We start from the raw sequence: 22,871 nt of genomic DNA on the forward strand, positions 1-22,871 counted from the left end.
GCGAGTTCCGGGCGGCGTGCCGCGACAGGGCTGACCGCGGCACCGCGCGCGGCAAGGGCGTCGCAAAGCGGCATCGCGGCATCGCCGGCTATCAGCACAGTGCCATCCGGCATCGGCGCCGCATCGACACTCGTCGCCAGCCAATCCGCCGGATCGTCGGACCGCGACAGGAAGACGCGGCCTTTGCGGGCATCCAGCGCGCACCACAAACCCGCGCCCAGCCGTGGCCCAACGCCTTCCGCCAGCGCCTCCGCTACTGTGACAGCGATGATCGGGCAACCAGCGGCGAGGCTGAGACCATGGGCAAAAGCGAGGCTCGCGCGGATGCCGGTGAAACTGCCGGGCCCCACGACCACCGCGACCCCCGCCAGGTTCCGGGGTGCTACGCTCTGGGCGTCGAGGAGATCGGCGACCAGGCGAGGCAGTAGCGCCGCCTCGCCTGTCGGTCCCTCGCGGCTGATCTCGCCACGCATCGCGCCATCCGCCCATAGCCCGGCCACGCATCGTGTCGAGCTTGCGTCGAGCGCGAGGAGGGGAAGGGTCAGCATAGTGTTCCGAGCTTGAAAAACTCGCCTTACGCAAGAATCACACTCTGTGCCAGCGCTCGCAGAACTCGCCTTGCCGACAGGGCCGCACCCCTGTAGCCGGCGCGCATGCGCCACTCCCCGCTTTACGCTTTCGCCCTCGGCCTGATTTCCGCCCTGGCCCTGCCGCCGCTCTATTTCGTGCCGGCCCTGTGGCTCGCGGTGCCGGGGATGCTCTGGCTGGTCGGCCGCGCCGCGAGCTGGCGGCAGGCCGCCTGGATCGGCTTCGCCTTTGGCTTCGGTCACCACCTTATCGGGCTCTACTGGATCACCGAGCCGATCCTTCTCGAAGCGGCGCAGTTCTGGTGGCTCGTGCCTTTCGCGGCGCCGGGCCTGGCGGTCATCCTGGCCCTGTTCATCCTGGTGCCGTGCCTTGCGGCCTGGAAGGCAGCGCCGGGCTTGCCGAGACTCCTGGTCTTCGCAGGCACCTGGGGCCTCGCCGACTTTGTGCGCCAATTCGTCGTGACCGGCTTCCCCTGGAACCCCTGGGGCGCCGACTGGGCAATTCCCGGCCCGATCGGGACAATCTTCCTCCAGCCCGCGGCTTGGATTGGCGTTCTGGGCCTTACCATCCTGACGTTGATCGCAAGCGGATTGCCGGTTCTCGGCCGGCGCGGTGCGGCGGCCTCGCTGGCGCTCCTTTTACTTTGGGCTGGCGCAGGAGCACTGCGCCTCTCCATCCTGCAGCCGCTCCCCCAGCCTCAGCAGCCGCTGGTCGCCATCATACAGGGCAATGCCGCGACGGGGCAGGTTCTGGATCAGGCCGGCGCCGTGACGCTCTTCCGCCGCTACCTTAGGCTAACCGAGCAAGCTTTAGCGCAGACGGACGGCAAGCGACCAGTCGTGGTTCTTTGGCCGGAGAGCGCCTCGCCCTTCTTCCTCGGGTCGGATGCGGGGGCGCGTGCGGCGATCGCGGAGACCGTTGGCCCAGGGGTAACCGTTTTGGCGGGTACTATCCGTTTGGGTGATGGCCAACGCTACTACAATAGTCTCGCAGCCGTTGATGGGGCGGGTCCGCTCGCAGCGATCTACGACAAGTGGCATCTCGTGCCGTTCGGGGAGTATCAGCCGGCCTGGATGCCGATCCAGATTTTGCCCGGGCAAGGTTTCAGCCATGGGATAGGACCGCGCACACTTCATCTGCTGGGGTTACCCCCGGTCGGACCGTTGATTTGCTACGAGTCGATCTTCTCCGGGCAGATCATCGTGGCGAGGGATCGCCCAGCCTGGATGGCCCTGGTCACCAATGACGGCTGGTTCGGCAACAGCAGTGGACCGCGCCAGCATCTCGCGGAAGCACGATTACGCACGGTCGAGGAGGGATTGCCACTGGCGCGCGCCGCCAACACAGGCATCTCGGCCGTCTTCGATGCCTACGGCCGGGAACTCGGTCGATTGGGGATAGGGCGGACGGGTGTTTTGGTTCGCGCATTGCCGCCGCCACTCCCTCCGACACTCTTCGGTCGAGGCGGCTTGACCATCCCGCTCATCTTTGCGGTAGTGACTCTTTTCTTGGGCGTAATCTCATCTTTAAGGATTTTGAGTAAAAATGTGACGGTGTAACGGAGCTACGTCGAATGGTTGTGTCGAGGCGCCAAGAGCTACGTTGACAGTTTTGAGCGCTAAGTTAACAATTCCTTGACGAACACCTTTTCCCCCATGGGTTGTCGAGTTACGATGAAAAATCCGGATCGAGACCGGGCGACCCCACACGCTCCACTTCCGCGAGCATCCAAATTTTGGGTACAGCGGTTTTGGCGCCACGGGCGTCCTGAATGAGCGACCTTGTAGGTCAGGAGCGGCCAGAGCGAGATGGCCGGCCGAGCCCGATCGACGTCCATGTCGGGTCGCGGATCCGCTTGCGACGAACGCTTCTCGGGATGTCCCAGGAGAAGCTCGGCGATGCCCTGAGCCTGACCTTCCAGCAAATCCAGAAATACGAGCGCGGCATGAACCGCGTTGGCGCGTCGCGGCTCTTCGACCTCTCGCGCGCCCTGGACGTGCCGATCAGCTTCTTCTTCGACGATATGCCCAGAGCCTTGGGCGGTGCCGGCGGCCAGGAAAGCGGCGGAGGACGATCCTCTGTGCTCGCCTTTGCTGAGCAGCAGGAAGGCTTCTCGGACGAGCCGCTGAACAAACGGGAAACGCTTGAGGTCGTCCGGGCTTACTACCGGATCACTGATCCAGGGGTGCGCAAGCGCGTCTTCGATCTCATGAAATCACTCAGCACGCCGGAGCCCAATTGAGTTTGGGCTGGCCAGCCTTGCCTCAGGCGGCGAGGCCGGGACTCGCGCGTAGCGGCTTCTCGGAATCCTGCAGAAAGGTCTCTTCGATATAATCCGCCAGCAGGTCGGTGACCGGCTGCCGCGCCTCACGTCCCTTCGTCATCATAATTTGGTAGTCGGGGAGGGAAGGGACATTATCCTCATGGCCCATCACCCTTAGCTCGTCAGGCAGGATGGTCGCGGGCGCCACCGTCACGGCAAGACCCGCCATGACCGGCACCAGCGAGCCGATCTGGCTGGCCGAGGTATAGGCGATGCGAAACCTCCGACCCGCCGCAGTCAGGCGGTCGATCGCCGCCGACCTCCAGCAGCAATCGCCGGCCGCCAGAGCGAGGGGCAGCGGATCCAGCCGATGGGCGGAATGCCGCTTCGAGGTCACCCAGACCAAGGGGCCGTGCCAGAGCGGCGTGCTGGTGCCACCCTCCACCTTCTGGCCTTCCGAGATGAGCGCGAGATCGAGCATGCCGGCCTTCAGCCGCGCGGCGAGTTCGACCGATGGCGCGCAGACGACCTCGACCTCGACGCTCGGATGGCTCTCGGCGAAACGCTTCAGGCTCGCGGGCAGAAAGCGCAGCGCATAGTCGTCGGGCGTGCCGAGGCAGACCGCGCCGCTGATGCTGGGTTCGTGGAAGGTCGACCAGATGCCGTCATTGAGCGCCAGCATCTGATGCGCGCGTTCAAGCAGGAACTGGCCGTGTCGGGTAAGTTCGACACTGCCGCCGCGCCCGCGATGGAGAAGCGGCGCGCCGAGCAGCGCTTCGAGCCGCTGCATCTGCATGGAAACCGCCGATTGCGTGCGCCCGACGAGCTGCGCGGCGCGGGTAAAACTGCGCTCCTCCGCGATAAAGGCGAAGACGCGAAGCAGGTCGGGATCGATGGCGGGAGGACGGCTCATGAGCATCAAAATGCCTGATCCTCAGGATAAATACAATTCGTTTTTCTAATGCGGATGGCTGCATCATTCTCTCCTCAACGACAAAGCGGAAAAGGAGATCGTCATGTCGCTCTCTATCCAGACCATCCGGCTTGGCCGGCATATCGAAGTTTCGCCGGTGTCGATCTGGCACGCGACGGCCAGCTACATCAACCGTATCCGGCGGCAGGCATCGCTGCGCCGCGAGGTTGAGCGGATGGACGACCATATGCTGGCCGATATCGGGCTCTCGCGCGCCCAGGCCTTGTTCGAGGTCGATGAGAGACTCTGAACGATGACGCACCTCCTCGTTTCCCAGCCATCCGCCAGCGTGCTTGATTGCGCCGGGTTTGGGAAGCGGGGAGGGCGGCGCGTTGCTGGTCGTGGAGCGGGACTGGATGGAGCCCGCTGCCGCCGCGGCCTGCTGGGCCGGCGCGCCGCACCTGACCTGGCTCGACAGCGCGGACGCCGGTTCATTGCGTGCGGAGAGCAGGCGGAGCCGATACAGCTATCTGGCGCCTGATCCGTTCCGACACATCGTAGCGCGAGGCACCCGGGTCTTTATCGATGGTGTCCTGAAGCCTGGTGATCCGTTCACGGTTCTCGAAGCTGAACTTGCGAGCTTTCGGACATCTCCGACTAAGGGGCCCGTGCCGTTTCTGGGCGGCGCTGTCGGGTTTCTCGGCTACGGCCTCGCCCATCATCTCGAACGGCTACCGCGCCGCCACGCTCCTGCCGCGCTGCCCGATATGGCTGTGGCCTTCCATGACATCGTGATCGCCTTCGATCATCGCGAGCGGCGTGTCTGGCTATGCGCTTCCGGGCTGCCCGCGCCGCCCGGCGTCCTGCGACGGGGTCGCGCCAAGGCCCGCGTCGCGGAGGCCGAGGCGAGGCTCGCTCGGCCTGCGCGGGACCGCGCCACCTGGATGGGCTGCGACTCGGCGTGGCAGCCCGACCTCGACCGGAGTCGCTATGAGGACGCGGTGGCGACGGTGCTCGGCTACATTCGCGCCGGCGATATCTTCCAGGCCAATGTCACGACCAGCTTCCGTGCCGCCAAGCCAGAGGGCATGGCGGCCTTCGACCTCTATCTGGCACTCCGTCGCCGTTCGCCCGCGCCTTTCGGGGCCTATCTCTCCTGGGGCACAGGGGAGGCTCTGCTGAGCGCTTCTCCTGAACGGTTCCTCAGCCTCGACAGCGCTGGACGCGTCGAGACGCGGCCCATCAAGGGCACCCGGCCGCGCGGTGCTTCGCCGCAGGCGGATCTGGCCGAAGCCGAGGCCTTGCGCATGAGCATGAAAGACCGCGCCGAGAACCTCATGATCGTCGATCTCATGCGCAACGACCTCGGCCGGGTGGCGGCCACCGGAAGCGTTGCCGTCCCAAGCCTCTGCGCCGTCGAGAGTTTCGCGTCCGTGCATCATCTGGTGTCGGAAGTGACGGCGCGGCTCCGGCCGGGTTTGGGGCCGGTCGATCTGCTGAGAGCGAGCTTCCCCGGCGGTTCGGTCACCGGCGCGCCCAAGATCAGGGCCATGGAGATCATCGAGGACGTCGAGATGGCGGCCAGGGGCGCCTATTGCGGCGCGGTCGCCTGGATCGGATTCGATGGCGCGATGGACAGCAACATCATCATTCGGACGCTGAGCGTCTCGGCGGACGAGGTGATCGCGCAGGCCGGCGGAGGGATTGTCGCCGACTCGGAGCCGGCGGCGGAATACGACGAGATGCGCGTCAAGATCGCGCCCTTGCTCGCCGCCTTCTCGGAGCCAGCGCCATGATGCTCTGGCTCGATGGTAGGCTGCGCGCTGCGGACGAGGCGGCGATCCTGCCGTCCGATCGCGGCTTCCTTCTTGCCGACGGCCTTTTCGAGACGATTCGCGTAACTGCTGGCGTGATCGCCCATTTCCCCCGTCACCTGGCGCGGCTGCGGGGCGGGGCTGGGGTGCTGGCTCTGCCCTTGCCCTGGTCCGATGACGCGCTCGCTGGCGCGGCGGCGGCCGTGGTCGCCGCGAACCAGAACGTCGGGTCATTGCGGCTGACGGTGACGCGTGGCGCCGGACCGCGCGGTGTTCTGCCGCCCGCTGCGGCTACTCCCACTTTGCTTATCACCGCGGCGCCGATTGTGTCGCCGCCCGCACCAGCGCTACTCGTGATCGCGCGGGGCACCTGCCGCAATGAGATGTCCCCGCTCGCCCGCGTTAAGGCGCTTGGCTATGGCGATGGCATCCTTGCCCGACAGGAGGCGGCGCGGGCCGGTATGGATGACGCCCTGCTCCTCAACACGCGCGGCACCATCGCCGAGGCGACCGCCGCGACGCTGTTCCTCCGCCGCGATGGCCGCTGGCTGACCCCGCCAGTGGCCGATGGTGCCCTTCCGGGCATCGCGCGAGGGCTGCTGTTGGAGGCGGGGTTCGCGGAGGAAGGTAGCGTGACGGAGTCCGATCTAGGGGGCGCCGAGTCGGCCTTTCTCACAAACAGCCTTGGCCTAAGGGTTGTCGCGAAAATCGAGGATCGGGCGCTTGCCTTGAGGGAGGCCGACCTGGCTCAGGCTCGATCGATCATTTCGTGAGGGTCGCGGCTGCCGCCCTGAGCTAGGTCCGGCCGGGTATCAACAGGTCTCCCATGCGGCTCTCGCCCCGGACCCATTGGGCGACTATCTTTACGGCATGTCGCAAGCCCTCGCCCCATCCGCCCCGTTGCTGACGTTCATGCCGCAGAAGCAATCGGTGCGGCCCACCATCAAACCGTTTCGTGTCGTGTCGGAGTTCGAGCCGGCAGGTGATCAGCCCACCGCGATCCGCGAGCTGATCCAGGGCATGGACGCCGGCGAGCGTGACCAGGTGCTGCTCGGCGTCACCGGCTCGGGCAAGACCTTCACCATGGCGAAGGTCATCGAGGCCGTGCAGCGGCCGACGCTGATCCTGGCGCCGAACAAGACCCTGGCGGCTCAGCTCTATTCCGAGATGAAGAGCTTCTTCCCCGACAATGCGGTGGAGTATTTCGTCAGCTACTACGACTACTACCAGCCCGAAGCCTATGTCGCGCGCACCGACACGTACATCGAGAAAGACGCGCAGATCAACGAGCAGATCGACCGCATGCGCCACTCCGCGACGCGGGCGATTCTGGAGCGCAACGACGTCATCGTCGTCGCCTCGGTCTCCTGCATCTATGGCATCGGCTCGGTCGAGACCTACGCCAAGATGATCGTGAAGCTGGAGGTTGGCGGCAAGATCGACCGCGACATTCTGGCGAAAGCGCTGGTCGAGCTGCAATATCGCCGCAACGACGCCGCCTTTCAGCGCGGCACCTTTCGCCTGCGCGGTGAGACCGTCGATATCTATCCGAGCCATTACGAGGATCGCGCCTGGCGCGTCAGCCTGTTCGGCGACGAGATCGAGACCATCACCGAATTCGACCCGCTGACCGGCAATGTGAGCGGCCAGCTGGAGACGATCACCGTCTACGCCAATAGCCACTACGTAACGCCGCGTCCGACGCTCCACCAGGCGATCGGGCGCATCAAAAAGGAACTGAAGGACCGGCTGGACGAGCTACAAGGCGAGGGCAAGCTCCTGGAAGTCGAGCGTCTCAACCAGCGCACGACCTTCGACATCGAGATGATGGAGACGACCGGCGCCTGCAAAGGCATCGAGAACTACTCCCGCTACCTGACCGGCCGGGCGCCAGGCGAACCGCCGCCGACCTTCTTCGAATACCTGCCGGAGAATGCCCTCCTCATCGTCGATGAGAGCCACGTGACAGTGCCGCAGATCGGCGGCATGTCGCGCGGCGATGCGGCCCGCAAGTCGATCCTCTCGGAATTCGGCTTCCGCCTGCCGAGCTGCGCCGATAACCGTCCGCTGCGCTTCGAGGAATGGGAGCAGTTCCGCCCGCAGACCATGTTCGTCTCGGCGACGCCTGGCCCATGGGAAATGGAACGTACCGGCGGCGCTTTTGCCGAGCAGGTGATCCGCCCGACCGGACTCATCGATCCGGTCGTCGAAGTCCGGCCTGTGGAGAAGCAGGTAGACGATCTACTGGCGGAAGTTCGCCTTGTGCGAGATCGCGGCGGCCGGGCCTTGGTCACGACGCTGACCAAGCGCATGGCCGAGGATCTGACCGAGTATCTGACGGAGCAGGGCGTCAAGGTTCGCTACCTGCATTCGGATGTGGATACGCTCGAGCGGATCGAAATCATCCGCAACCTGCGGCTGGGTGTCTTCGACGTGCTCGTGGGCATCAACCTGCTGCGCGAGGGGCTCGACATCCCCGAATGCATGCTTGTCGCAATCCTGGACGCCGACAAGGAAGGCTTCCTGCGCTCCCAGACCAGCCTCATCCAGACCATCGGCCGGGCCGCCCGCAACGTGGATGGCCGGGTGATCTGCTACGCCGATGTCATGACCCGCAGCCTCAAGGCGGCGCTGGAGGAGACCGACCGGCGGCGCCTGAAGCAGGAGCAGTGGAACACCGATCACGGCATCACGCCGATCTCCGTGCGCAAGCATATCAGCGAGGTGCTGGATAGCGTGTTCGAGCAGGATTACGTGACGGTGGCGCCGGTCAAGGATTCCAGCCTGGCCGATTTCGTGGGCAAGGATCTGCGCTCCGCGATCGCCGAGATCGAGAAGCGGATGCGCGCCGCGGCAGCGGATTTGGAGTTCGAGGAGGCCGCCCGCCTGCGTGACGAACTTAAGCGGCTGGAGGCGCTGGATCTTGGCTTGGCGCCGCCGCCGAGTTCGGGCGTGCGCGGGAAAAGGGATTGGGCGCCGGAGCCGCTAGGGCCGGGCGGTGGCGGCTACGATCCGGAAAAACGTCGCGGCCGTGGCGGTCCGGGGCGCCGGGCGCGCCGATGATCGTGGAGACGGCGATACCGCGTGCCGCCCTAGTCACGGGTGGTGCGCGGAGATTGGGCCGCGCGATGGTCGAGCGGCTGAGCGAGGCCGGGTTCGCGGTCGCGGTGCAATACAATGCCAGCACGGCCGAGGCCGCGAGCCTCGTTGAGGCCATCACGGAACGCGGCGGCCGGGCGCTCGCGCTGCGGGCAAATCTCGCTGTTGAAGCTGAGGTAACGGGTCTTGTCGCAGCGGCAGAAGCCGCGCTCGGGCCGCTGGGCGTGCTGGTCAACAATGCCAGCACCTTCGAGCGGGACGAGTGGAACAACGCGACCCGGGCGAGCTGGGACGAGCATATGGAGCCCAATCTCCGCGCGCCTTTCGTGCTGACCCAGGATTTCGCGCGCCGCCTGCCGGAGGCGGCGAAGGGCGTCGTCGTCAATATGATCGACCAGCGCGTATGGTCGCTGACGCCGCATTTCGTTTCGTATACGGTGAGCAAGTCGGCGCTCTGGACCCTGACGCGCAGCCTCGCTCTGGCCCTCGCACCTCGCATCCGCGTCGCGGCGATTGGTCCCGGTCCCGCGTTGCCGAGCCCGCGCCAGACGCAGGAGCAGTTCGACAAGCAGTGCAGCAGCCTCCCGCTACGCCATGGCACCAACGAGGTCGAGATCGCGGATGCCATGATGGCGATCTTGGGCATGCCGTCCTTCACCGGCCAGATGCTGGCGCTGGATGGCGGGCAGCATCTGCAGTGGGGTACGGGCGTGGAGTTGCCCGAATGACATCCCCGCCACCTCCCTTACGCCGCGTGTTCGTGCGCGACCTGGTGCTGCAGGCGCTCCTCGGGATCTATCCGCACGAACTCCTCAGGCGGCAGCCGATCCGGATCAACATTGACCTGGGCGTGACCGATAACGGGTTGGATCACACCGACGGGGTAGGGCCGGACGAGATCGATCGGGTGGTTGATTACGATGCCCTGACTCGTCGCATCAGGCGACTGATACAGGCGGAACACGTAGCGCTTGTGGAAACTTTGGCGGAGCGCCTGGCGGTCCTCTGTCTTGTTGACAAGCGTGTGCAAGAGGTGCGTTTGCGCGTCGAGAAGCTCACAGTTTTCGCCGACGCAGCCTCAGCGGGCGTCGAGATCCAGCGCTACCAGCAGAGCTTGTCCACTCCCGCCCCGAAGGCTCAATAGTTACAGCACTGTGTCAGTCACTCTTGATTTCGTTAAGCGTCCGTAAGATCGGAAAGCCACAAAATCAATAGTTTGAAACATAATGCGATTTGTGATGTTCACCCTCCGCGAGGGTCGGCGATGCCTAGGTCGGGCCTAGCCCACGGGGGATTGCCCACAGAGTTACCCACAGGCCTAAACATGACTTTGATCGCATCGGGGCTCAAGCCGACGGCATGACTAACGACACCACTAACATCTTGATGACAGGCGAATTCGAAACGCGGGAGGCGCCGAGTGGTGTCTCAGTAATTGAGACCGCGCTCGAAACCATGCCTTTGACGCCGGGCGTGTACCGGATGTTAGACGCGAAAGGCGACGCGCTCTACGTTGGCAAGGCGCGCAGTCTGAAGAAGCGCGTCACCTCGTACACGCAGCTCGGTAGATTGCCGGAACGGCTGCGGCGGATGGTCATGGATACCGTGACGATGGAGATCGTCACGACCCATACCGAGGCCGAGGCGCTGCTCCTCGAAGCCAACCTCATCAAGCGCCTGCGCCCGCGATTTAACATCGTGCTGCGGGACGACAAGAGCTACCCCTGGCTCATGTTGGCGGAAGACCACCCGTATCCGCAGATCGTGAAGCACCGCGGCGCGCAGACCCGGAAACAGGCAAGCTATTGGGGACCTTTCGCCTCAGCCTGGGCGGTCAACCAGAGCCTCACGGCAATCGAGCGGCTGTTTCTGCTGCGGTCCTGTGCCGATACGGTCTTTGCCAACCGCACCCGTCCCTGCCTTTTGTTTCAGATCAAACGCTGCTCGGCCCCTTGCGTCGGGCGCATCGCTTCGGAGGATTACGCGCTGCTCGTGGCGCAGGCGAAAGCATTCCTCTCGGGCAAGGCGGCCACGGTTCAGCAGGAACTGGCGGCCGAGATGGACCAGGCCTCCCAGGCTATGGAGTTCGAGCGGGCGGCCACCTTGCGTGACCGCATCCGGGGGCTGACCCATGTCCAGGGCACCGGCGTCATCAACCCGGCGAGCTTGCAGGACGCCGATGTCGTCGCCGCCTGGCAGATCGCCGGCCAAACCTGCGTGCAGGTCTTCTTCGTCCGTGGCGGCCGGAACAACGGCAACCGCGCCTTCTTCCCCACCCATGCCAAGGCCGATGAGGTGAGCGAGGTGCTCGCCGCCTTCATCGCCCAGTTCTACGAGGACAAGCCGCCGCCGCCTTTGCTGCTGCTCAACCAGCCAGTGTTGGAGGAGGCGCTAATCGCCGAGGCGCTGTCTATCAAGGCCGGGCGCTCCGTGACCCTGGCGGTGCCGCAGCGTGGCGAGAAGCGGGCGGTCGTCGCGCATGCCGAACTCAATGCGCGGGAAAGCCTGGAGCGGCGCCTCGCCGAGACCGCCGGACAGGCCAAGCTGCTGGGCGCCACGGCGGAGCTGTTTGGCCTGGCTTCGCCGCCCGAGCGGATCGAAATTTACGACAACAGCCACATCATGGGCACCAATCCCTATGGCGTGATGGTGGTGGCCGGGCCCGAGGGGCTGATGAAACAGGCGTACCGCAAATTCTCCATCCGCGGCCCGATCGCGCCGGGCGACGACTTCGCGATGATGAAGGAAGTACTGCAACGCCGCTTTGGCCGGGCGCTCAAGGAACATGCCGATCGCGACGATCCGCATTGGCCCGATCTCGTGCTGATCGATGGCGGCGCCGGCCAACTCAGTGCCGCGCGGATGGTGATGGAGGAGTTGGGTGTCGCCGATATCCCGCTCGTCGCGATCGCGAAGGGTCCGGATCGCGACGCCGGGCGCGAATGGTTCCACAGTGCCGGCCGGACCGCCTTCCAGCTGCCGCCGCGCGACCCGGTGCTGTATTTCCTCCAAAGATTGCGGGACGAGGCGCATCGCTTCGCCATCACCAGCCACCGCGTCGGCCGCTCGCGTGGCTTGTCGCAGAGCGAACTCGATGAGATCGCGGGCGTAGGGGCCGCGCGCAAACGGGCGCTGCTGCATCATTTCGGCTCGGCGCGGGGTGTGAAACAGGCGGGGTTGACCGACCTCGCGGCCGTTCCCGGCATCAACCGCGCCACCGCCCAGCGCGTCTATGCCCATTTTCATCCGGGGGCACGGATGGAATCCGTTTCCTGAGCGGCCCGCCGCGCCTATTCTCCCGATCGCATGATCACCGACCTGCCCAATGTCCTCACGCTCTCGCGTATCGCGGCGATCCCATTGCTGATCGCCCTGGCGGCGCTGCGATTGCCGAGCTGCGACTTCGCGGCCTGTCTCGTCTTCGCGGCGGCGGGGATAACCGACTGGCTCGATGGCCGTGTCGCGCGCAGCCGCCGCCAGTTCTCGGACTTCGGCCGGATGCTGGATCCGATCGCCGACAAGCTGCTGGTGGGCGCGACACTCCTCATGCTGGCGGGCTCCGGCAGGCTGGGAGCCTGGGGTCTCTATCCCGCCATCGTCATCATGCTGCGCGAGATTCTGGTGAGCGGATTGCGCGAATTTCTCGCGGGCATCCGCGTCGGCCTGCCGGTGACGCGACTCGCCAAGTGGAAGACGGGCGTGCAGATGCTGGCGCTCGGAATGCTGCTGGCGGGGGATCAGACGGCGCGGTTGATCGGCCTGCCTGGCCTGCCAGTGTGGCTGATCGGCATTATCCTGCTCTGGATCTCGGCGGCGCTCACCTTGGCGACCGGCTGGGACTACCTGGTAGCGGGTCTTCGGCACGCGGCGACGCCGGGTGCACGAGGGGCCGCTTCGGAAAGTGCAACAAATCAGTCTAAGATTCACCTTTCTTGATGGTTTAACCCGTCACATGGCATGCAGTGATGGCAGAGCGGGATCCGGCAGCCGGTTCCATGTTGCTCTGTGGCCAGAATAAGGATTTGACCCTATGCGTCGGACAGTTTTGTGCAGCCTAGTCTTCCTGTCAGGCTGCACCGGCATGGGCCACTTCCTGGGTGATACCCACGGCCTGAACGGCAACCCGAATCGACCGGTCGGCGACAGCGCCAATATCCAGCGCGCCGATGGCGGCCCGGGGCAGCAGCCTGTCATCAACCCCGATACCGGCGACGTCTGGCCGACCTCGATTCCCGCGATGCCAACCCTCGCCGAGATTCAGAAGCAGATGGACCTGAGCGGGCCGAGTTCTCCTCTTGGGGGTGTGCCCACGCCGGGCACCGGAACCGGCACGATCCGGGGCCCCGCCGGGACTGGGCCAGGCGCGCTGCCAAATGCCGGCACCGGAGCAGGCGCCGGCCTAGGCATGCCGGTAGTCCCGCCCGGAGCCGGGAGAGCCGATTACGCGACGCCGCCCCCCGACAGCATGCCCAAGCTCGGCACCACCATTCAGACCCCAGCGGGTCCGACGACGGTCACCGGCGGCACGCCGAACTACCAAACTGTCGCGCCGATCAACGGCCAGGGCGGCGGCATCCTGATCCCCAATGGCAACGGCACCAGCACGCTGGTCATGCCGAACGGCACCATCAGCACGATCAATACGCCGAAGTAAATCTGGACGAGCGGCGGAGCGGTCTCCGCCCCGCTTAGTCTCGCGCGGCTCCCGCTCCAGGCTAGGATCGCCGATGAAGCTTCTCTATTTCGCCTGGTTGAGGGAACGCATCGGCCTCGGCGAGGAGGAGGTGACGCCGCCATCCTCCGTGGTAACTGTTGCCGACCTGATTGCCTGGCTGCGCTTGCGAGGTCCCGGCTATGTCGAGGCGCTGGCTGAAACCGCGCGTGTCCGCTGCGCTGTGAATCAGGATTTCGCCAAGCTCGATACAATTGTGCGGCCGGGTGACGAGATCGCTTTCTTCCCGCCCATCACTGGCGGCTAAGCAAGTGGCCTTCATTCGCGTCGGGCCGGACGACATCGACATGGCGACCGAGATCGCCTGCTTGCAGTCGGAGCCGGGCGAGATCGGCGGCATCGCCTCCTTCCTCGGCGTGGTCCGTGGCGGCGAGGGTCATTCGGCAATCACGGCGATGACGCTCGAGCATTATCCCGCGATGACCGAGGCCGCGATCCGCCGAGTGGCGGAGGAGGCGGAGGCGCGATGGAACCTCATCGGCTGCCGCGTCATTCACCGCGTCGGCCGGATCCCCGTGGGCGGCCGTATCGTTCTTGTACTGACGGCGGCGCGACATCGCCAAGCGGCGCTCGAGTCGACGAGCTTTTTGATCGACTGGCTAAAGGTCGGCGCGCCTTTCTGGAAGCAGGAGCATCTTATCTCGGGGAAAGACCACTGGGTTGAGGCAAAATCGGCTGACGACCTAGCGGCACAGCGCTGGCTGGTTGTGGCGCCTCCAGACTGAGGTGACGGCACGAGGCAAGCCGTCCGCCTCACGAATGGTTCGACGTCTCGATCAAGTCCAAATCTTCTTTCTCGTCTCCGTCCGGCACATTCCAAACCGATTGCAGCTTGGGGCCGAGCGCCACGCGCAACTCATCGGCCAGCGCCTGCGGGTCGCTCATCTTCGTTTCGGTCACCACCTGCTCCCAGTCGAAAACGTCAGAGATGCGGCTCGGATTTTTCCGCAGCAATTCGCGTTTGACGAAGGGATAGCCGGCCCAAAGCAGTTGTCGCCATAGGTCTATCGAGGGATTCAGGTCTTGGCGGCCTCGCCGGATCGACCGAAGCAGGCGTCTCGCATGGAGCGCGCGGGCGCCGGCCTTGCTGTTGCGGGGTGGATTGGTCGCGACCAGCGCCTCAAGCCGCGCGATCTCTGGCGCGTCGAGCAAGGCTGATTGGGGGAAGAGCGCGGCACAGATCACGCCGCCCTTTTGCAGGCTGCGGGTGAATCCGATTTCGCAATGGCGGATGATCCACTCTTTCGACGGCACCGGCCGGACCGAGCGCCAGAACCTTTGCCAGGCGTCGCTGCGGATGGCGTCCTCGCCGCAGGCCAGGAAGAAGGATTGCAAATGGTAGCGATGCTGCCAGCTTTCGGTGAGGCCCCAGATCTCCGCCCGCTCGAAGTCGAGGCCGCTAAGCACGCTGGCGAAATCGCCGAACGGGCCATAGACGCTGTCATTGACGAGAAAGATCGCCTCCGTCTCGGCGCGCGGCAAAGCCAGCGTATCCAGCGCGTCGCGCCAGGCGCCGAAATCATAGCCGATGTTGCGGCGGATCAGGATTTCCCCGCACACGCCCTTGAGAAACTCCTTCGCCTCCGGCTCGATCCGCTCGGAATTGGTGACGAAGGCGACCGAGAGGCCGGTCTCCGCGAGACGCGTGATGAAGCTGCGCGTGGTGGGGATCACTCGTCCCGCCGCGTCGAAATGCACGAACAGCACCACGCGAGGGCCAAGCGGGTGGTCCGGCGAAGTCCAATGCTCGATCACCTGATGCGGATCACGCAGCCGGCCGATCACCACCGCGCCGGCCATGGTGATCTGCAGCCGCACTTCCCGCAATTGTCGCAGCAGGATGCCGACTACCCAGCGGGCGCGGTTATATAAAACCCGAAGCACATGGAAGAAGACGTTCCGCAGAACGAGGCCGCGGTTTTCGGAGTGCTGAAACCGGCGCCAGGCCTCGGCGGGCGTAATGCTCCGCCAGGACGTCTCGATCGGTCGATCGTCGCGCTCCGCCACCGCTTTTCGTCCCTCGTCCATCCGATCCAAGCTCGCAGCGACCGGCTGGCCGCGCGACCGGGGCGCGAACTTACCGGCTCCGCGAGCCGGGTGACAGAGGGCGCGATGGCACGCCTAAGGCGCGGCGTGCCATGCTGGACGAGTGGTCAGGCAGCGTCTTCGCGACGGTCGCGGACTTTCACATAGGCGAGCTGGGCGTGCTGCTGGCAGTAAGGCTTGCCGTGGATCGCGCTGTCGCTGCAAAAATGAAAGCTGCTGGTGCCGGGTTCGCCGATCGGCCAGCAGCATGCCACGGTGCGCGTGAACGTCGGGTTGGACGCCACCGCAAGGCGCGGTGAGGGCGCAGGCACGGGACGTGGCGCCGGCGAGACAGCGACCGGGCGCGCGGGCCGGAGTTGCCGTGTCGGCAAAACCGGCAGCGTCGATCCTACCGCGCGGGGCGGCGGGGCAACGGTCGGCGTCGCGCTGCGGCGAATTGGTGAGGGTCGCGGGTCCAGCGCTAAGCGATGCGCCTTGCCCACGACCGCATTTTTTGAGATTCCCAGGCGGCGGCCGATCTCCGCGGTTGAGAGTCCCTCCAACCACAGATTTCGCAGCTCTGCGATGATAGCCTCGCTCCACTCCATCTCGTGGTCTCCTGCCGGTTTCGACACAAGATACGGTATAGGTCCTTTGGGTGATCGCCAATGGCGGAGTCGAGGTGTAGAGAAAAAAGCTGTGGACAACCTTGCCGTGTGTTGGCCGGTGTGGCTTCTCGGCCTCACTACTGGTTAAGAGATCGCGCGGCGTCTATGATCGGTCGTCCTGGTGGTCGGATGGGCCGCCGCGCATTTAGCCCGGGGAGGGCATCATGGGATCGCTAAGCATCTGGCACTGGCTGATCGTCATCCTGGTCCTGTTGCTGCTCTTCGGCAGCGGCAAGGTAAGCCATCTGATGGGCGACTTCGCCAAGGGTATTAAGTCCTTCAAGAAGAACATGGCCGACGAGAACGAGACGGACGCGTCGATGGCCAATGACAAGCCCGCGACGCTGAGCCCGCCGGGCCAGGAGACGCCGGCGCAGACGGTCCGCCCCACCGCGCCGATCCGCAACCAAGGCTAACCGCGACCGGCGCAAGCTGTGGACATCGCCGTGAAGGATGCAGTGCCGGAAACGGTGGCGGCATCCCTGGTCGCCGCTGGGCGCCGCATGGACCAGCGTGGCTGGGTTCCTGCCACCAGCGGCAATCTGAGCGCGAGGCTAGATGGCGGCCGCATGGCGATCACCCGCAGCGGGGTCCACAAGGGTTTCCTCGCCGCGCGAGACATCATGCTGGCCGATTTCGCCGGCAGCGCGATTTCGGAAGGCATGAAGCCAAGTGCGGAGACCCTGCTACACGGGCAGATTTACGCGCTCTGGCCTGAGGTCGGCGCCATCCTGCATGGGCATTCCATTCCCGCGACCGCGCTGACTTTAGCGTTGCGCGGCCAGCAGGAAATTCGGTTGCAGGGCTACGAGATCATCAAGGCATGGAGCGACTTTCCCACTCACGACGTGGACGTCGCTCTGCCGATTGTCGAGAATGACCAGGATATGCAGCGTCTCGCTGGCAGGTTGGCGCCAATCCTGGAGACGGGCGGTGCGCCAATCGGCTATGTCCTGCGCGGCCATGGCATCTATGTCTGGGGCCGAAACGTCGAGAGCGCGCTCAACCGGCTAGAGGCGCTCGAATTTCTGCTCGCCACCGAGATCGAACGGAGGAAGCTCGTATGAGCCGCCTGACCATCTATAGCGATGATGCCCCGGACACCCCGATCCTCCGCACTGAGGACGGCGACGTGATGGCGCGTGAACTCGGCGCCATCGATGTGCGGTTCGAGCGCTGGGAAAGCCCTGTCGCGCTGTCGCCGCAGGACGAGCCGGAGGTGATCCTGGCCGCTTATCGCCCCTATCTCGACAAGCTGATGGGCGCCTCGGGCGCTGGCTCCGCCGATGTCCTGAAGCTCACGCCTGACAATCCTCAGAAGGATGCGCTAAGGGCGAAGTTCATTAACGAGCACAGCCATACCGAGGACGAAGTGCGTTTCTTCGTTCATGGCTCCGGCCATTTCATCCTCCACGTCAATGGCCGCATCTACGATGCGCATTGCACCGCAGGTGACCTGATCAGCGTGCCCGCCAATGTCCATCACTGGTTCGATGCCGGCGAGCAGCCTTCCTTCACAGCCCTTCGCATCTTCACTGATACGTCCGGCTGGGTGCCGCATTTCACGGGCACGGATATCAGCACCCGCTTCCCGGCGAGCTGAGGCGCGTGCATCCGATCGAAGCTGTACTGATCGACATTGAGGGCACCGTTACGCCGATCAGCGCGGTGCGGGACGTTCTGTTTCCTTATGCGCGCTCACGGTTGGAGGCTTTCGTGGCCGCCAATCATACGGATCCCGCCGTCGTGCAAGCTCTGGCCGAGACCCGCGCGCTGGCACCGGAGGCCGATCCGGTCGCGAGCCTGCTGCGGTGGAGCGATCTCGACGAGAAGGTGACGCCGCTCAAAGCGATCCAGGGTCTGATCTGGCGGACTGGCTACGCTTCCGGCGAGCTGGTCGCGACCTTCTATCCCGACGCGCCGGAGGTCTTGAGTTTCTGGAAGCGAGAGGGACTGCCGCTCTACGTCTATTCCTCCGGCTCGGAGGACGCGCAGCGGGCGATTTTCGGCCATACGAAGCAGGGCGATCTGACGCCGCTGTTCTCCGGCTTCTTCGACACGCGTCTCGGGGCGAAGCGCGAGGTGGCGAGTTACGAAGCCATTCGCCAGCGCATCGGCATGCCGGCTGGCCTCATCCTGTTCCTCTCCGATATCGAGGCGGAACTCGATGCCGCGCTCGCGGCCGGAATGCAGACCTGCCAGCTCGTGCGCGAGGAGGATGGCACGGTCCCATCAACACGCCACCCGACGGCTGTGGATCTCTACGAGGTCTCCCGCCTCTTCACTCTGCCTCAGCCGGCTTGAGCGGCGGCGCGTCCGACCTCTTCGGCGCGCTGCCAGAGCCGCCGCTTCCTGACGGCATGCGATTGTTGCGTGGATATGCGGATTCCGCCGATTTGGCACCGCTGTTGGCGGCCATCGCCGAGGCCGCGCCCTTCCGCTTCATGACGACGCGCGGCGGCGCCCGTCTTGCCGCTGCGATGACGAACTGCGGCGATTGCGGCTGGGTCACGGACCGGCGCGGGTATCGCTACGAGAGCCGCGATCCTGAGACGGCTCAGCCATGGCCGCCGATGCCGGTTCCGATGCGAAGCCTCGCGGTAGCCGCCGCTGGGGAGGCGGGGTACCCCGGCTACGACCCCGACACCTGCCTGATCAATCGCTACGCAATCGGCGCCGGGATGGGGCTGCATCAGGATTCGGATGAGGCGGAGTTCACCTCGCCCGTGGTTTCGGTGTCGCTAGGCTTGCCTGCTACCTTCCTGGTGGGTGGCGAGACGCGCTCAACGAAGCCCAAGCCGCTTGCTGTCGTCAACGGCGATGTGGTGGTATTCGGCGGCCTGGCGCGGCTGCTATTTCATGGCATTCGTCCCGTCAAAGTGGGACACGACGCGCGCTTCGGCCCGTTCCGCTACAACCTTACCTTCCGCCGCGCCCGCGCATGAGGCGCTTGCGGCAGGCGGCTCGCAGGAAACCCGTTCGTGACTGACGCCATCACGCAGCTCGCGACCCGGCTAGTCTACGAAAACCGCTGGCTGAGGCTGCGGGAAGACCGCGTGCGGCGAATGGACGGCTCCGAGGGCATCTATTCCGTTCTCGAACGAGCGGAATTCGCGGTAGTCGCACCGATCGACAACGGCGTCGTTCATCTGGTGGAACAGTTCCGCTATCCGGTCGGGCGGCGCTGCTGGGAATTCCCCATGGGAACTTGGGAAACCCGGTCCAATGTCGATCCAGCGGCACTCGCCGCCGGGGAATTGCGTGAGGAAACCGGGCTCCAGGCCGGCAAGCTTACCGAAATCGGCCAGCTATTCCAGGCTGCCGGCTATTCCAGCCAGTCCGGCCGCGTCTTCCTCGCGACCGATCTAAGCGTCGTGGGTGCGGAGTTGGAGCATGAGGAGCAGGACATGATCACCGGTCATTTTGCGCTCGCCGAGTTCGAGCGGATGATCCGCGACGGCGTGATCCGGGACGCCATCACGATTGCGGCGTTTGGGATGATCCGGCTGCACGGGCTGGCGTGATGCTGCACGAATGGCGTGATGAATCGCCAACTAACTCGCGACCCAATGCTACGTCATGGCATGCCTTCGCATGCCATGACGTAGTGGAATGAGCGCGGTTCAAACCAAAGACGTCCCGGTCCTCGCCGCATCGACGAGCCGCACAAGCTCCTGCCTCACCTCGCTCGCCGAGGCGACGGTTCGGCTGAATGCCGTGCGAAGAACGCGGTCATCCGCCGCGAGGTCGAAGCCATCGACATCCACCGCCGTCATCCGCCAATCGCCATGACCGCTGCCGGACGCCACCGCGATGGCAAGAAGCGCTTCGGCGTGGTCCGCATTGCAATGAGCAAGGATACGCGCCTCCGCCGAGGCCACCGCCGCGACCCCATCCGCTGAGGGCAACAGCTCATCCAGCGTTAGGTGATAGGCGCGGGCGAAGCCGCCGATGTATTGCGCCTCCTCAGCCACGAACCGGGTCAATGCGAAATCTGCGAAATCGGCGTACAGTGCGGCATAGGGATGGGCCGCGATCCAGCGTGCCTTGAGTCCCGCCGTTTCGTCGCCAGTCACCTCGTCAGCCCGCCCACTCAGTGAAAGCCGTGCCGCCGTCTGCGGGTTGCGCGTCTCGGCGGCGCCCGTGACCATCAGGGCGCAGCGGCCATCGGCCTCCAGGTTGCGGCGATGCTCCGACAGCGATGAGAGCAGCATCAGCACGGAGAGATCAGGCGCCGTCGCCGGCGTCACCAGCGACAGAAACGGTGCCCCGTCCCGCAAGGTCGCAAGCGACGCTACTCGGGCCTCCCGCAACAACAGCCGTGCGGCCCGGGCCGGGCCGTCAGATGCCACCGACGAGGGCGTGACTGGCGCCGCGTCCTCGCCGCGACTAATCATGCAGAATAGTCCGCTGAGGGCGCGCCCTCACGGCCATGAACAGGCGAAAGTTCCTCATGAAGCACACCATCGCGCTGGTCGACGATGACCGCAACATCCTCACCAGCGTCTCGATGACGCTGGAACAGGAAGGTTTCCAGGTCCGCACCTATACGGATGGGGAGAGCGCCCTGCAGGGCATCATCGCCCGGCCGGTCGATCTCGCTGTGCTCGACATCAAGATGCCGCGCATGGATGGGATGGAGCTTTTGCAGCGCCTGCGACAGCGCAGCGCCCTGCCGGTCATCTTCCTCACCAGCAAGGATGAGGAGGTCGACGAGCTCATGGGCCTTCGCCTTGGGGCCGACGACTACATCACGAAACCCTTCAGCCAGCGCCTGTTGCTCGAACGCATTCGCACCCTGCTGCGCCGCAACGAGGTCAGCCGGGCGGAGGGCTCCGGCGCCGCCCCCACCGGCGTCATGGTCCGCAGCGAGCTCACGCTCGACGAGACGAAGCATCAGTGCCTGTGGAAGGGAAAGGACATCCAGCTCACGGTGACCGAGTTCCTGCTGGTCAAGGCGCTCGCCGCGCGGCCGGGCATGGTGAAGTCCCGCGATCAGCTCATCGACGCCGCTTACGGCGAGAACATCTATGTCGATGACCGCACTATCGACAGCCACATCAAGCGGGTGCGCAAGAAGTTCCGCATGGTCGATGATGTCTTCGACCAGATCGAGACGCTTTACGGCATCGGCTACCGCTACAAGGAAGGCTGATCCGCCATGCCGGACGGCGCCGTCGTAGCTCAGGCGCAGACCGCCGGCGCTCCGCCGGAGGCCAAGCCGGCCTTCACGCCGCCGCGCCGGCTCGTCTCGCCCTTCCTGCGCCGCATCCTGCTGGTCAATGCGCTGCCGCTGGCACTTCTCGTCATCGCCTTGCTCTATCTCGACCAATACCAGAAGGGATTGCGGGACGCCGATGTCGCCGCGCTCCGCGAGCAGGCCCGGATCTACGCCGGCGCGCTCGGTGAAAGCGCCGTGCAGGACACGACGACCGATCACCCGACGCTGGTGCCCGATCTGGCGCGGCCACTGCTGTATCGCCTGACCGATCCCACCCCCTTCGCCCAGGCGCGGCTCTTTGGCCCGGACGGCAATCTGGTCGCCGATAGCCAGGTACGCACCGGCTCCGGCGGCGCGATCGTCACCGAGCCACTGCCGCCCGCCGTCAATCGCGGCACTCTCAGCCATATCGTGAGCTGGGTCTATGACAGGCTGCTCACCTTCGCTCCGGCTCCCGGCGGCTTTCCTGTCCAGCGGCTCGACAAGGCGGATGGTTCGGAGTGGCAACCAGACCTCAAGGCGGTGCTCAGCCTGAGGGGCAATGACGCGGGGCAGGAAGTGCCGCCCTATTTCCGGCGCACGCCGGACGGGCGGCTGCTGGTAACGGTGGCCGAGCCGGTGATGCGGGACAATCAGGCGGTGGGCATGGTGCTGCTGACCCATGACGCGCGGCGGGTGGACGAGGCGGTGTTCTCGGTTCGCTTTTCCATCCTCGGCCTGTTCCTCGTCGCACTCGTGCTGACGGTTCTGCTCTCCTGGTATCTCGCGCGGACCATCGCCCAGCCGATCCTTGGCCTCGCCATCGCGGCGCAGGATATGCGGGAGGGGCATGGCCGTACCGGCGCCGTGCCGGCCGCGCTGCTCAACCGTGGCGACGAGATCAGCATCCTCGCGCGAGCGCTCTCAGATTCCGCGACTGCGCTGTGGGGCCGGATGGATGCGATCGAGCGGTTCGCCGCCGATGTCTCGCATGAGATCAAGAATCCGCTGACCTCGATTCGCAGCGCCATCGAGACTTTGCGCCGGGTGGAGGATGCGACCCAGCGAAAACGCCTGCTCGCCATCATGGGCGAGGATGTCATCCGGCTTGATCGCCTCATCACGGATATTTCCGATGCGTCGCGGGTGGATGCTGAGATTTCCCGCTCGGCGCCGGTGCCGCTGGAGATCGGTGCGATGCTTGGCGCGCTGGCCGATATCGACGATGCAACGCGAACCGAGGCCGCGCCGATCCTGAAGGTGGGCGAACTCCAGCCGGGACTGGTGGTCGCCGGGGTCGAAGGGCGGATCGTGCAGGTGCTGGGCAATCTGATCGGCAACGCCCGGTCCTTCAGCCCGCCGCGCGGCCAGATCTGGCTCGGTGCGCAGGAGGCGCTCGGCGGCATGGTCGAGATCAGCGTCGCGGATGAGGGGCCCGGCATCCCCGAGGGCAAGCTCGAAAGCGTCTTCGACCGGTTCTATTCGGAGCGGCCGGAGGGCGAGGGTTTCGGCAAGCATTCCGGCTTGGGGTTGTCGATCAGCAAGCAAATCGTCGAGGCCTTGGGCGGC

Annotated in this window: 26 protein-coding genes; 21 read left to right on the plus strand and 5 right to left on the minus strand. The window is 65.3% G+C overall.

Features of this window, described 5'->3' with window-relative positions:
- A partial coding sequence (gene tsaB, locus GSQ83_RS27475; protein ID WP_158806031.1) for a tRNA (adenosine(37)-N6)-threonylcarbamoyltransferase complex dimerization subunit type 1 TsaB occupies positions 1 to 548 on the minus strand: 548 nt, incomplete at its 3' end.
- A gap of 105 nt (positions 549 to 653) precedes the next feature.
- On the opposite strand from tsaB, the gene lnt reads away from it, so the two are divergent.
- Both lnt and GSQ83_RS27485 read left to right on the plus strand, forming a co-directional pair.
- Entirely contained in the window at positions 654 to 2,147 is a 1,494-nt protein-coding gene (gene lnt / locus GSQ83_RS27480; protein ID WP_158806032.1) for an apolipoprotein N-acyltransferase, read from the plus strand.
- Between the two features lie 212 nt (positions 2,148 to 2,359).
- Positions 2,360 to 2,830 (plus strand): helix-turn-helix domain-containing protein, encoded by a 471-nt coding sequence (locus GSQ83_RS27485; protein WP_158806033.1) that lies wholly within the window; start codon positions 2,360 to 2,362, stop codon positions 2,828 to 2,830.
- Between the two features lie 22 nt (positions 2,831 to 2,852).
- Here GSQ83_RS27485 and GSQ83_RS27490 read toward each other — a convergent pair whose 3' ends face one another.
- Positions 2,853 to 3,764: a LysR substrate-binding domain-containing protein gene (locus tag GSQ83_RS27490; RefSeq protein ID WP_158806034.1), complete on the minus strand. Its 912-nt coding sequence runs from the start codon at positions 3,762 to 3,764 to the stop codon at positions 2,853 to 2,855.
- A 103-nt stretch (positions 3,765 to 3,867) separates the two neighbouring features.
- Here GSQ83_RS27490 and GSQ83_RS27495 point away from each other — a divergent pair, with 103 nt between their 5' ends.
- The 11 genes from GSQ83_RS27495 (at position 3,868) to GSQ83_RS27545 (ending at position 14,134) form a co-directional block, all read left to right on the plus strand.
- On the plus strand, positions 3,868 to 4,074 hold the full coding sequence (locus GSQ83_RS27495) for a DUF1127 domain-containing protein (RefSeq protein WP_158806035.1): 207 nt from the start codon (positions 3,868 to 3,870) through the stop codon (positions 4,072 to 4,074).
- Between the two features lie 58 nt (positions 4,075 to 4,132).
- A complete protein-coding gene (gene pabB / locus GSQ83_RS27500; RefSeq protein ID WP_254065942.1) occupies positions 4,133 to 5,560 on the plus strand; it encodes an aminodeoxychorismate synthase component I in 1,428 nt (475 codons plus the stop codon).
- Entirely contained in the window at positions 5,557 to 6,351 is a 795-nt protein-coding gene (locus tag GSQ83_RS27505; RefSeq protein WP_158806036.1) for an aminotransferase class IV, read from the plus strand. Before pabB ends, GSQ83_RS27505 begins: the two co-directional genes overlap by 4 nt.
- Positions 6,352 to 6,490: 139 nt before the next feature.
- A complete protein-coding gene (gene uvrB, locus GSQ83_RS27510) occupies positions 6,491 to 8,641 on the plus strand; it encodes an excinuclease ABC subunit UvrB (protein WP_254065955.1) in 2,151 nt (716 codons plus the stop codon).
- On the plus strand, positions 8,638 to 9,405 hold the full coding sequence (locus GSQ83_RS27515; RefSeq protein ID WP_158806037.1) for an SDR family oxidoreductase: 768 nt from the start codon (positions 8,638 to 8,640) through the stop codon (positions 9,403 to 9,405). Before uvrB ends, GSQ83_RS27515 begins: the two co-directional genes overlap by 4 nt.
- Positions 9,402 to 9,821 carry a dihydroneopterin aldolase gene (locus tag GSQ83_RS27520; RefSeq protein ID WP_158806038.1) on the plus strand — a complete coding sequence of 140 codons (420 nt, stop codon included), beginning with the start codon at positions 9,402 to 9,404 and terminating at the stop codon, positions 9,819 to 9,821. Before GSQ83_RS27515 ends, GSQ83_RS27520 begins: the two co-directional genes overlap by 4 nt.
- A 215-nt stretch (positions 9,822 to 10,036) precedes the next feature.
- On the plus strand, positions 10,037 to 11,953 hold the full coding sequence (uvrC, locus tag GSQ83_RS27525) for an excinuclease ABC subunit UvrC (RefSeq protein WP_158806039.1): 1,917 nt from the start codon (positions 10,037 to 10,039) through the stop codon (positions 11,951 to 11,953).
- 30 nt (positions 11,954 to 11,983) lie between these two features.
- Positions 11,984 to 12,613: a CDP-diacylglycerol--glycerol-3-phosphate 3-phosphatidyltransferase gene (pgsA, locus tag GSQ83_RS27530; RefSeq protein WP_158806040.1), complete on the plus strand. Its 630-nt coding sequence runs from the start codon at positions 11,984 to 11,986 to the stop codon at positions 12,611 to 12,613.
- A gap of 94 nt (positions 12,614 to 12,707) precedes the next feature.
- Positions 12,708 to 13,331 carry a hypothetical protein gene (locus tag GSQ83_RS27535; RefSeq protein WP_158806041.1) on the plus strand — a complete coding sequence of 208 codons (624 nt, stop codon included), beginning with the start codon at positions 12,708 to 12,710 and terminating at the stop codon, positions 13,329 to 13,331.
- A gap of 73 nt (positions 13,332 to 13,404) precedes the next feature.
- Positions 13,405 to 13,656 (plus strand): molybdopterin converting factor subunit 1, encoded by a 252-nt coding sequence (gene moaD, locus GSQ83_RS27540; protein WP_158806042.1) that lies wholly within the window; start codon positions 13,405 to 13,407, stop codon positions 13,654 to 13,656.
- 4 nt (positions 13,657 to 13,660) lie between these two features.
- A complete protein-coding gene (locus GSQ83_RS27545; RefSeq protein ID WP_254065943.1) occupies positions 13,661 to 14,134 on the plus strand; it encodes a molybdenum cofactor biosynthesis protein MoaE in 474 nt (157 codons plus the stop codon).
- A 28-nt stretch (positions 14,135 to 14,162) separates the two neighbouring features.
- On the opposite strand, the gene GSQ83_RS27550 is transcribed toward GSQ83_RS27545, so the two are convergent.
- Complete coding sequence (locus GSQ83_RS27550) at positions 14,163 to 15,437, minus strand: rhamnan synthesis F family protein (RefSeq protein ID WP_158806043.1); 1,275 nt, start codon at positions 15,435 to 15,437, stop codon at positions 14,163 to 14,165.
- Between the two features lie 125 nt (positions 15,438 to 15,562).
- On the minus strand, positions 15,563 to 16,042 hold the full coding sequence (locus GSQ83_RS27555) for a GcrA family cell cycle regulator (protein ID WP_158806044.1): 480 nt from the start codon (positions 16,040 to 16,042) through the stop codon (positions 15,563 to 15,565).
- Between the two features lie 224 nt (positions 16,043 to 16,266).
- Between GSQ83_RS27555 and GSQ83_RS27560 the strand changes: the two genes are divergently transcribed.
- From GSQ83_RS27560 to GSQ83_RS27585, 6 genes are read left to right on the plus strand one after another with little or no spacing between them, the layout of a single operon-like run.
- Positions 16,267 to 16,518, plus strand: a complete 252-nt coding sequence (locus tag GSQ83_RS27560) for a twin-arginine translocase TatA/TatE family subunit (protein WP_158806045.1) — start codon at positions 16,267 to 16,269, stop codon at positions 16,516 to 16,518.
- A 24-nt stretch (positions 16,519 to 16,542) separates the two neighbouring features.
- Complete coding sequence (locus GSQ83_RS27565) at positions 16,543 to 17,169, plus strand: methylthioribulose 1-phosphate dehydratase (RefSeq protein ID WP_256367264.1); 627 nt, start codon at positions 16,543 to 16,545, stop codon at positions 17,167 to 17,169.
- Positions 17,166 to 17,705, plus strand: coding sequence for an acireductone dioxygenase (locus GSQ83_RS27570; RefSeq protein ID WP_158806046.1), 540 nt, complete (start codon positions 17,166 to 17,168; stop codon positions 17,703 to 17,705). The genes GSQ83_RS27565 and GSQ83_RS27570 overlap by 4 nt, the downstream gene beginning before the upstream one ends.
- A gap of 5 nt (positions 17,706 to 17,710) precedes the next feature.
- Positions 17,711 to 18,406, plus strand: a complete 696-nt coding sequence (gene mtnC, locus GSQ83_RS27575) for an acireductone synthase (protein ID WP_158806047.1) — start codon at positions 17,711 to 17,713, stop codon at positions 18,404 to 18,406.
- Positions 18,403 to 19,047 carry an alpha-ketoglutarate-dependent dioxygenase AlkB gene (locus GSQ83_RS27580; RefSeq protein ID WP_254065944.1) on the plus strand — a complete coding sequence of 215 codons (645 nt, stop codon included), beginning with the start codon at positions 18,403 to 18,405 and terminating at the stop codon, positions 19,045 to 19,047. Before mtnC ends, GSQ83_RS27580 begins: the two co-directional genes overlap by 4 nt.
- Before the next feature lie 36 nt (positions 19,048 to 19,083).
- A complete protein-coding gene (locus tag GSQ83_RS27585; RefSeq protein WP_254065945.1) occupies positions 19,084 to 19,626 on the plus strand; it encodes an NUDIX hydrolase in 543 nt (180 codons plus the stop codon).
- A 99-nt stretch (positions 19,627 to 19,725) separates the two neighbouring features.
- Here the strand turns inward: GSQ83_RS27585 and GSQ83_RS27590 are convergent, their stop codons facing one another.
- Positions 19,726 to 20,499: a HugZ family protein gene (locus tag GSQ83_RS27590; protein WP_158806048.1), complete on the minus strand. Its 774-nt coding sequence runs from the start codon at positions 20,497 to 20,499 to the stop codon at positions 19,726 to 19,728.
- 56 nt (positions 20,500 to 20,555) lie between these two features.
- Between GSQ83_RS27590 and GSQ83_RS27595 the strand changes: the two genes are divergently transcribed.
- Positions 20,556 to 21,257: a response regulator transcription factor gene (locus tag GSQ83_RS27595; protein WP_158806049.1), complete on the plus strand. Its 702-nt coding sequence runs from the start codon at positions 20,556 to 20,558 to the stop codon at positions 21,255 to 21,257.
- A gap of 6 nt (positions 21,258 to 21,263) precedes the next feature.
- The coding region (locus GSQ83_RS27600) for a stimulus-sensing domain-containing protein (RefSeq protein WP_158806050.1) at positions 21,264 to 22,871 on the plus strand (1,608 nt) is incomplete at its 3' end.

This window comes from Acidisoma sp. L85 (genome assembly GCF_009765865.1).
Classification (GTDB): domain Bacteria; phylum Pseudomonadota; class Alphaproteobacteria; order Acetobacterales; family Acetobacteraceae; genus Acidisoma.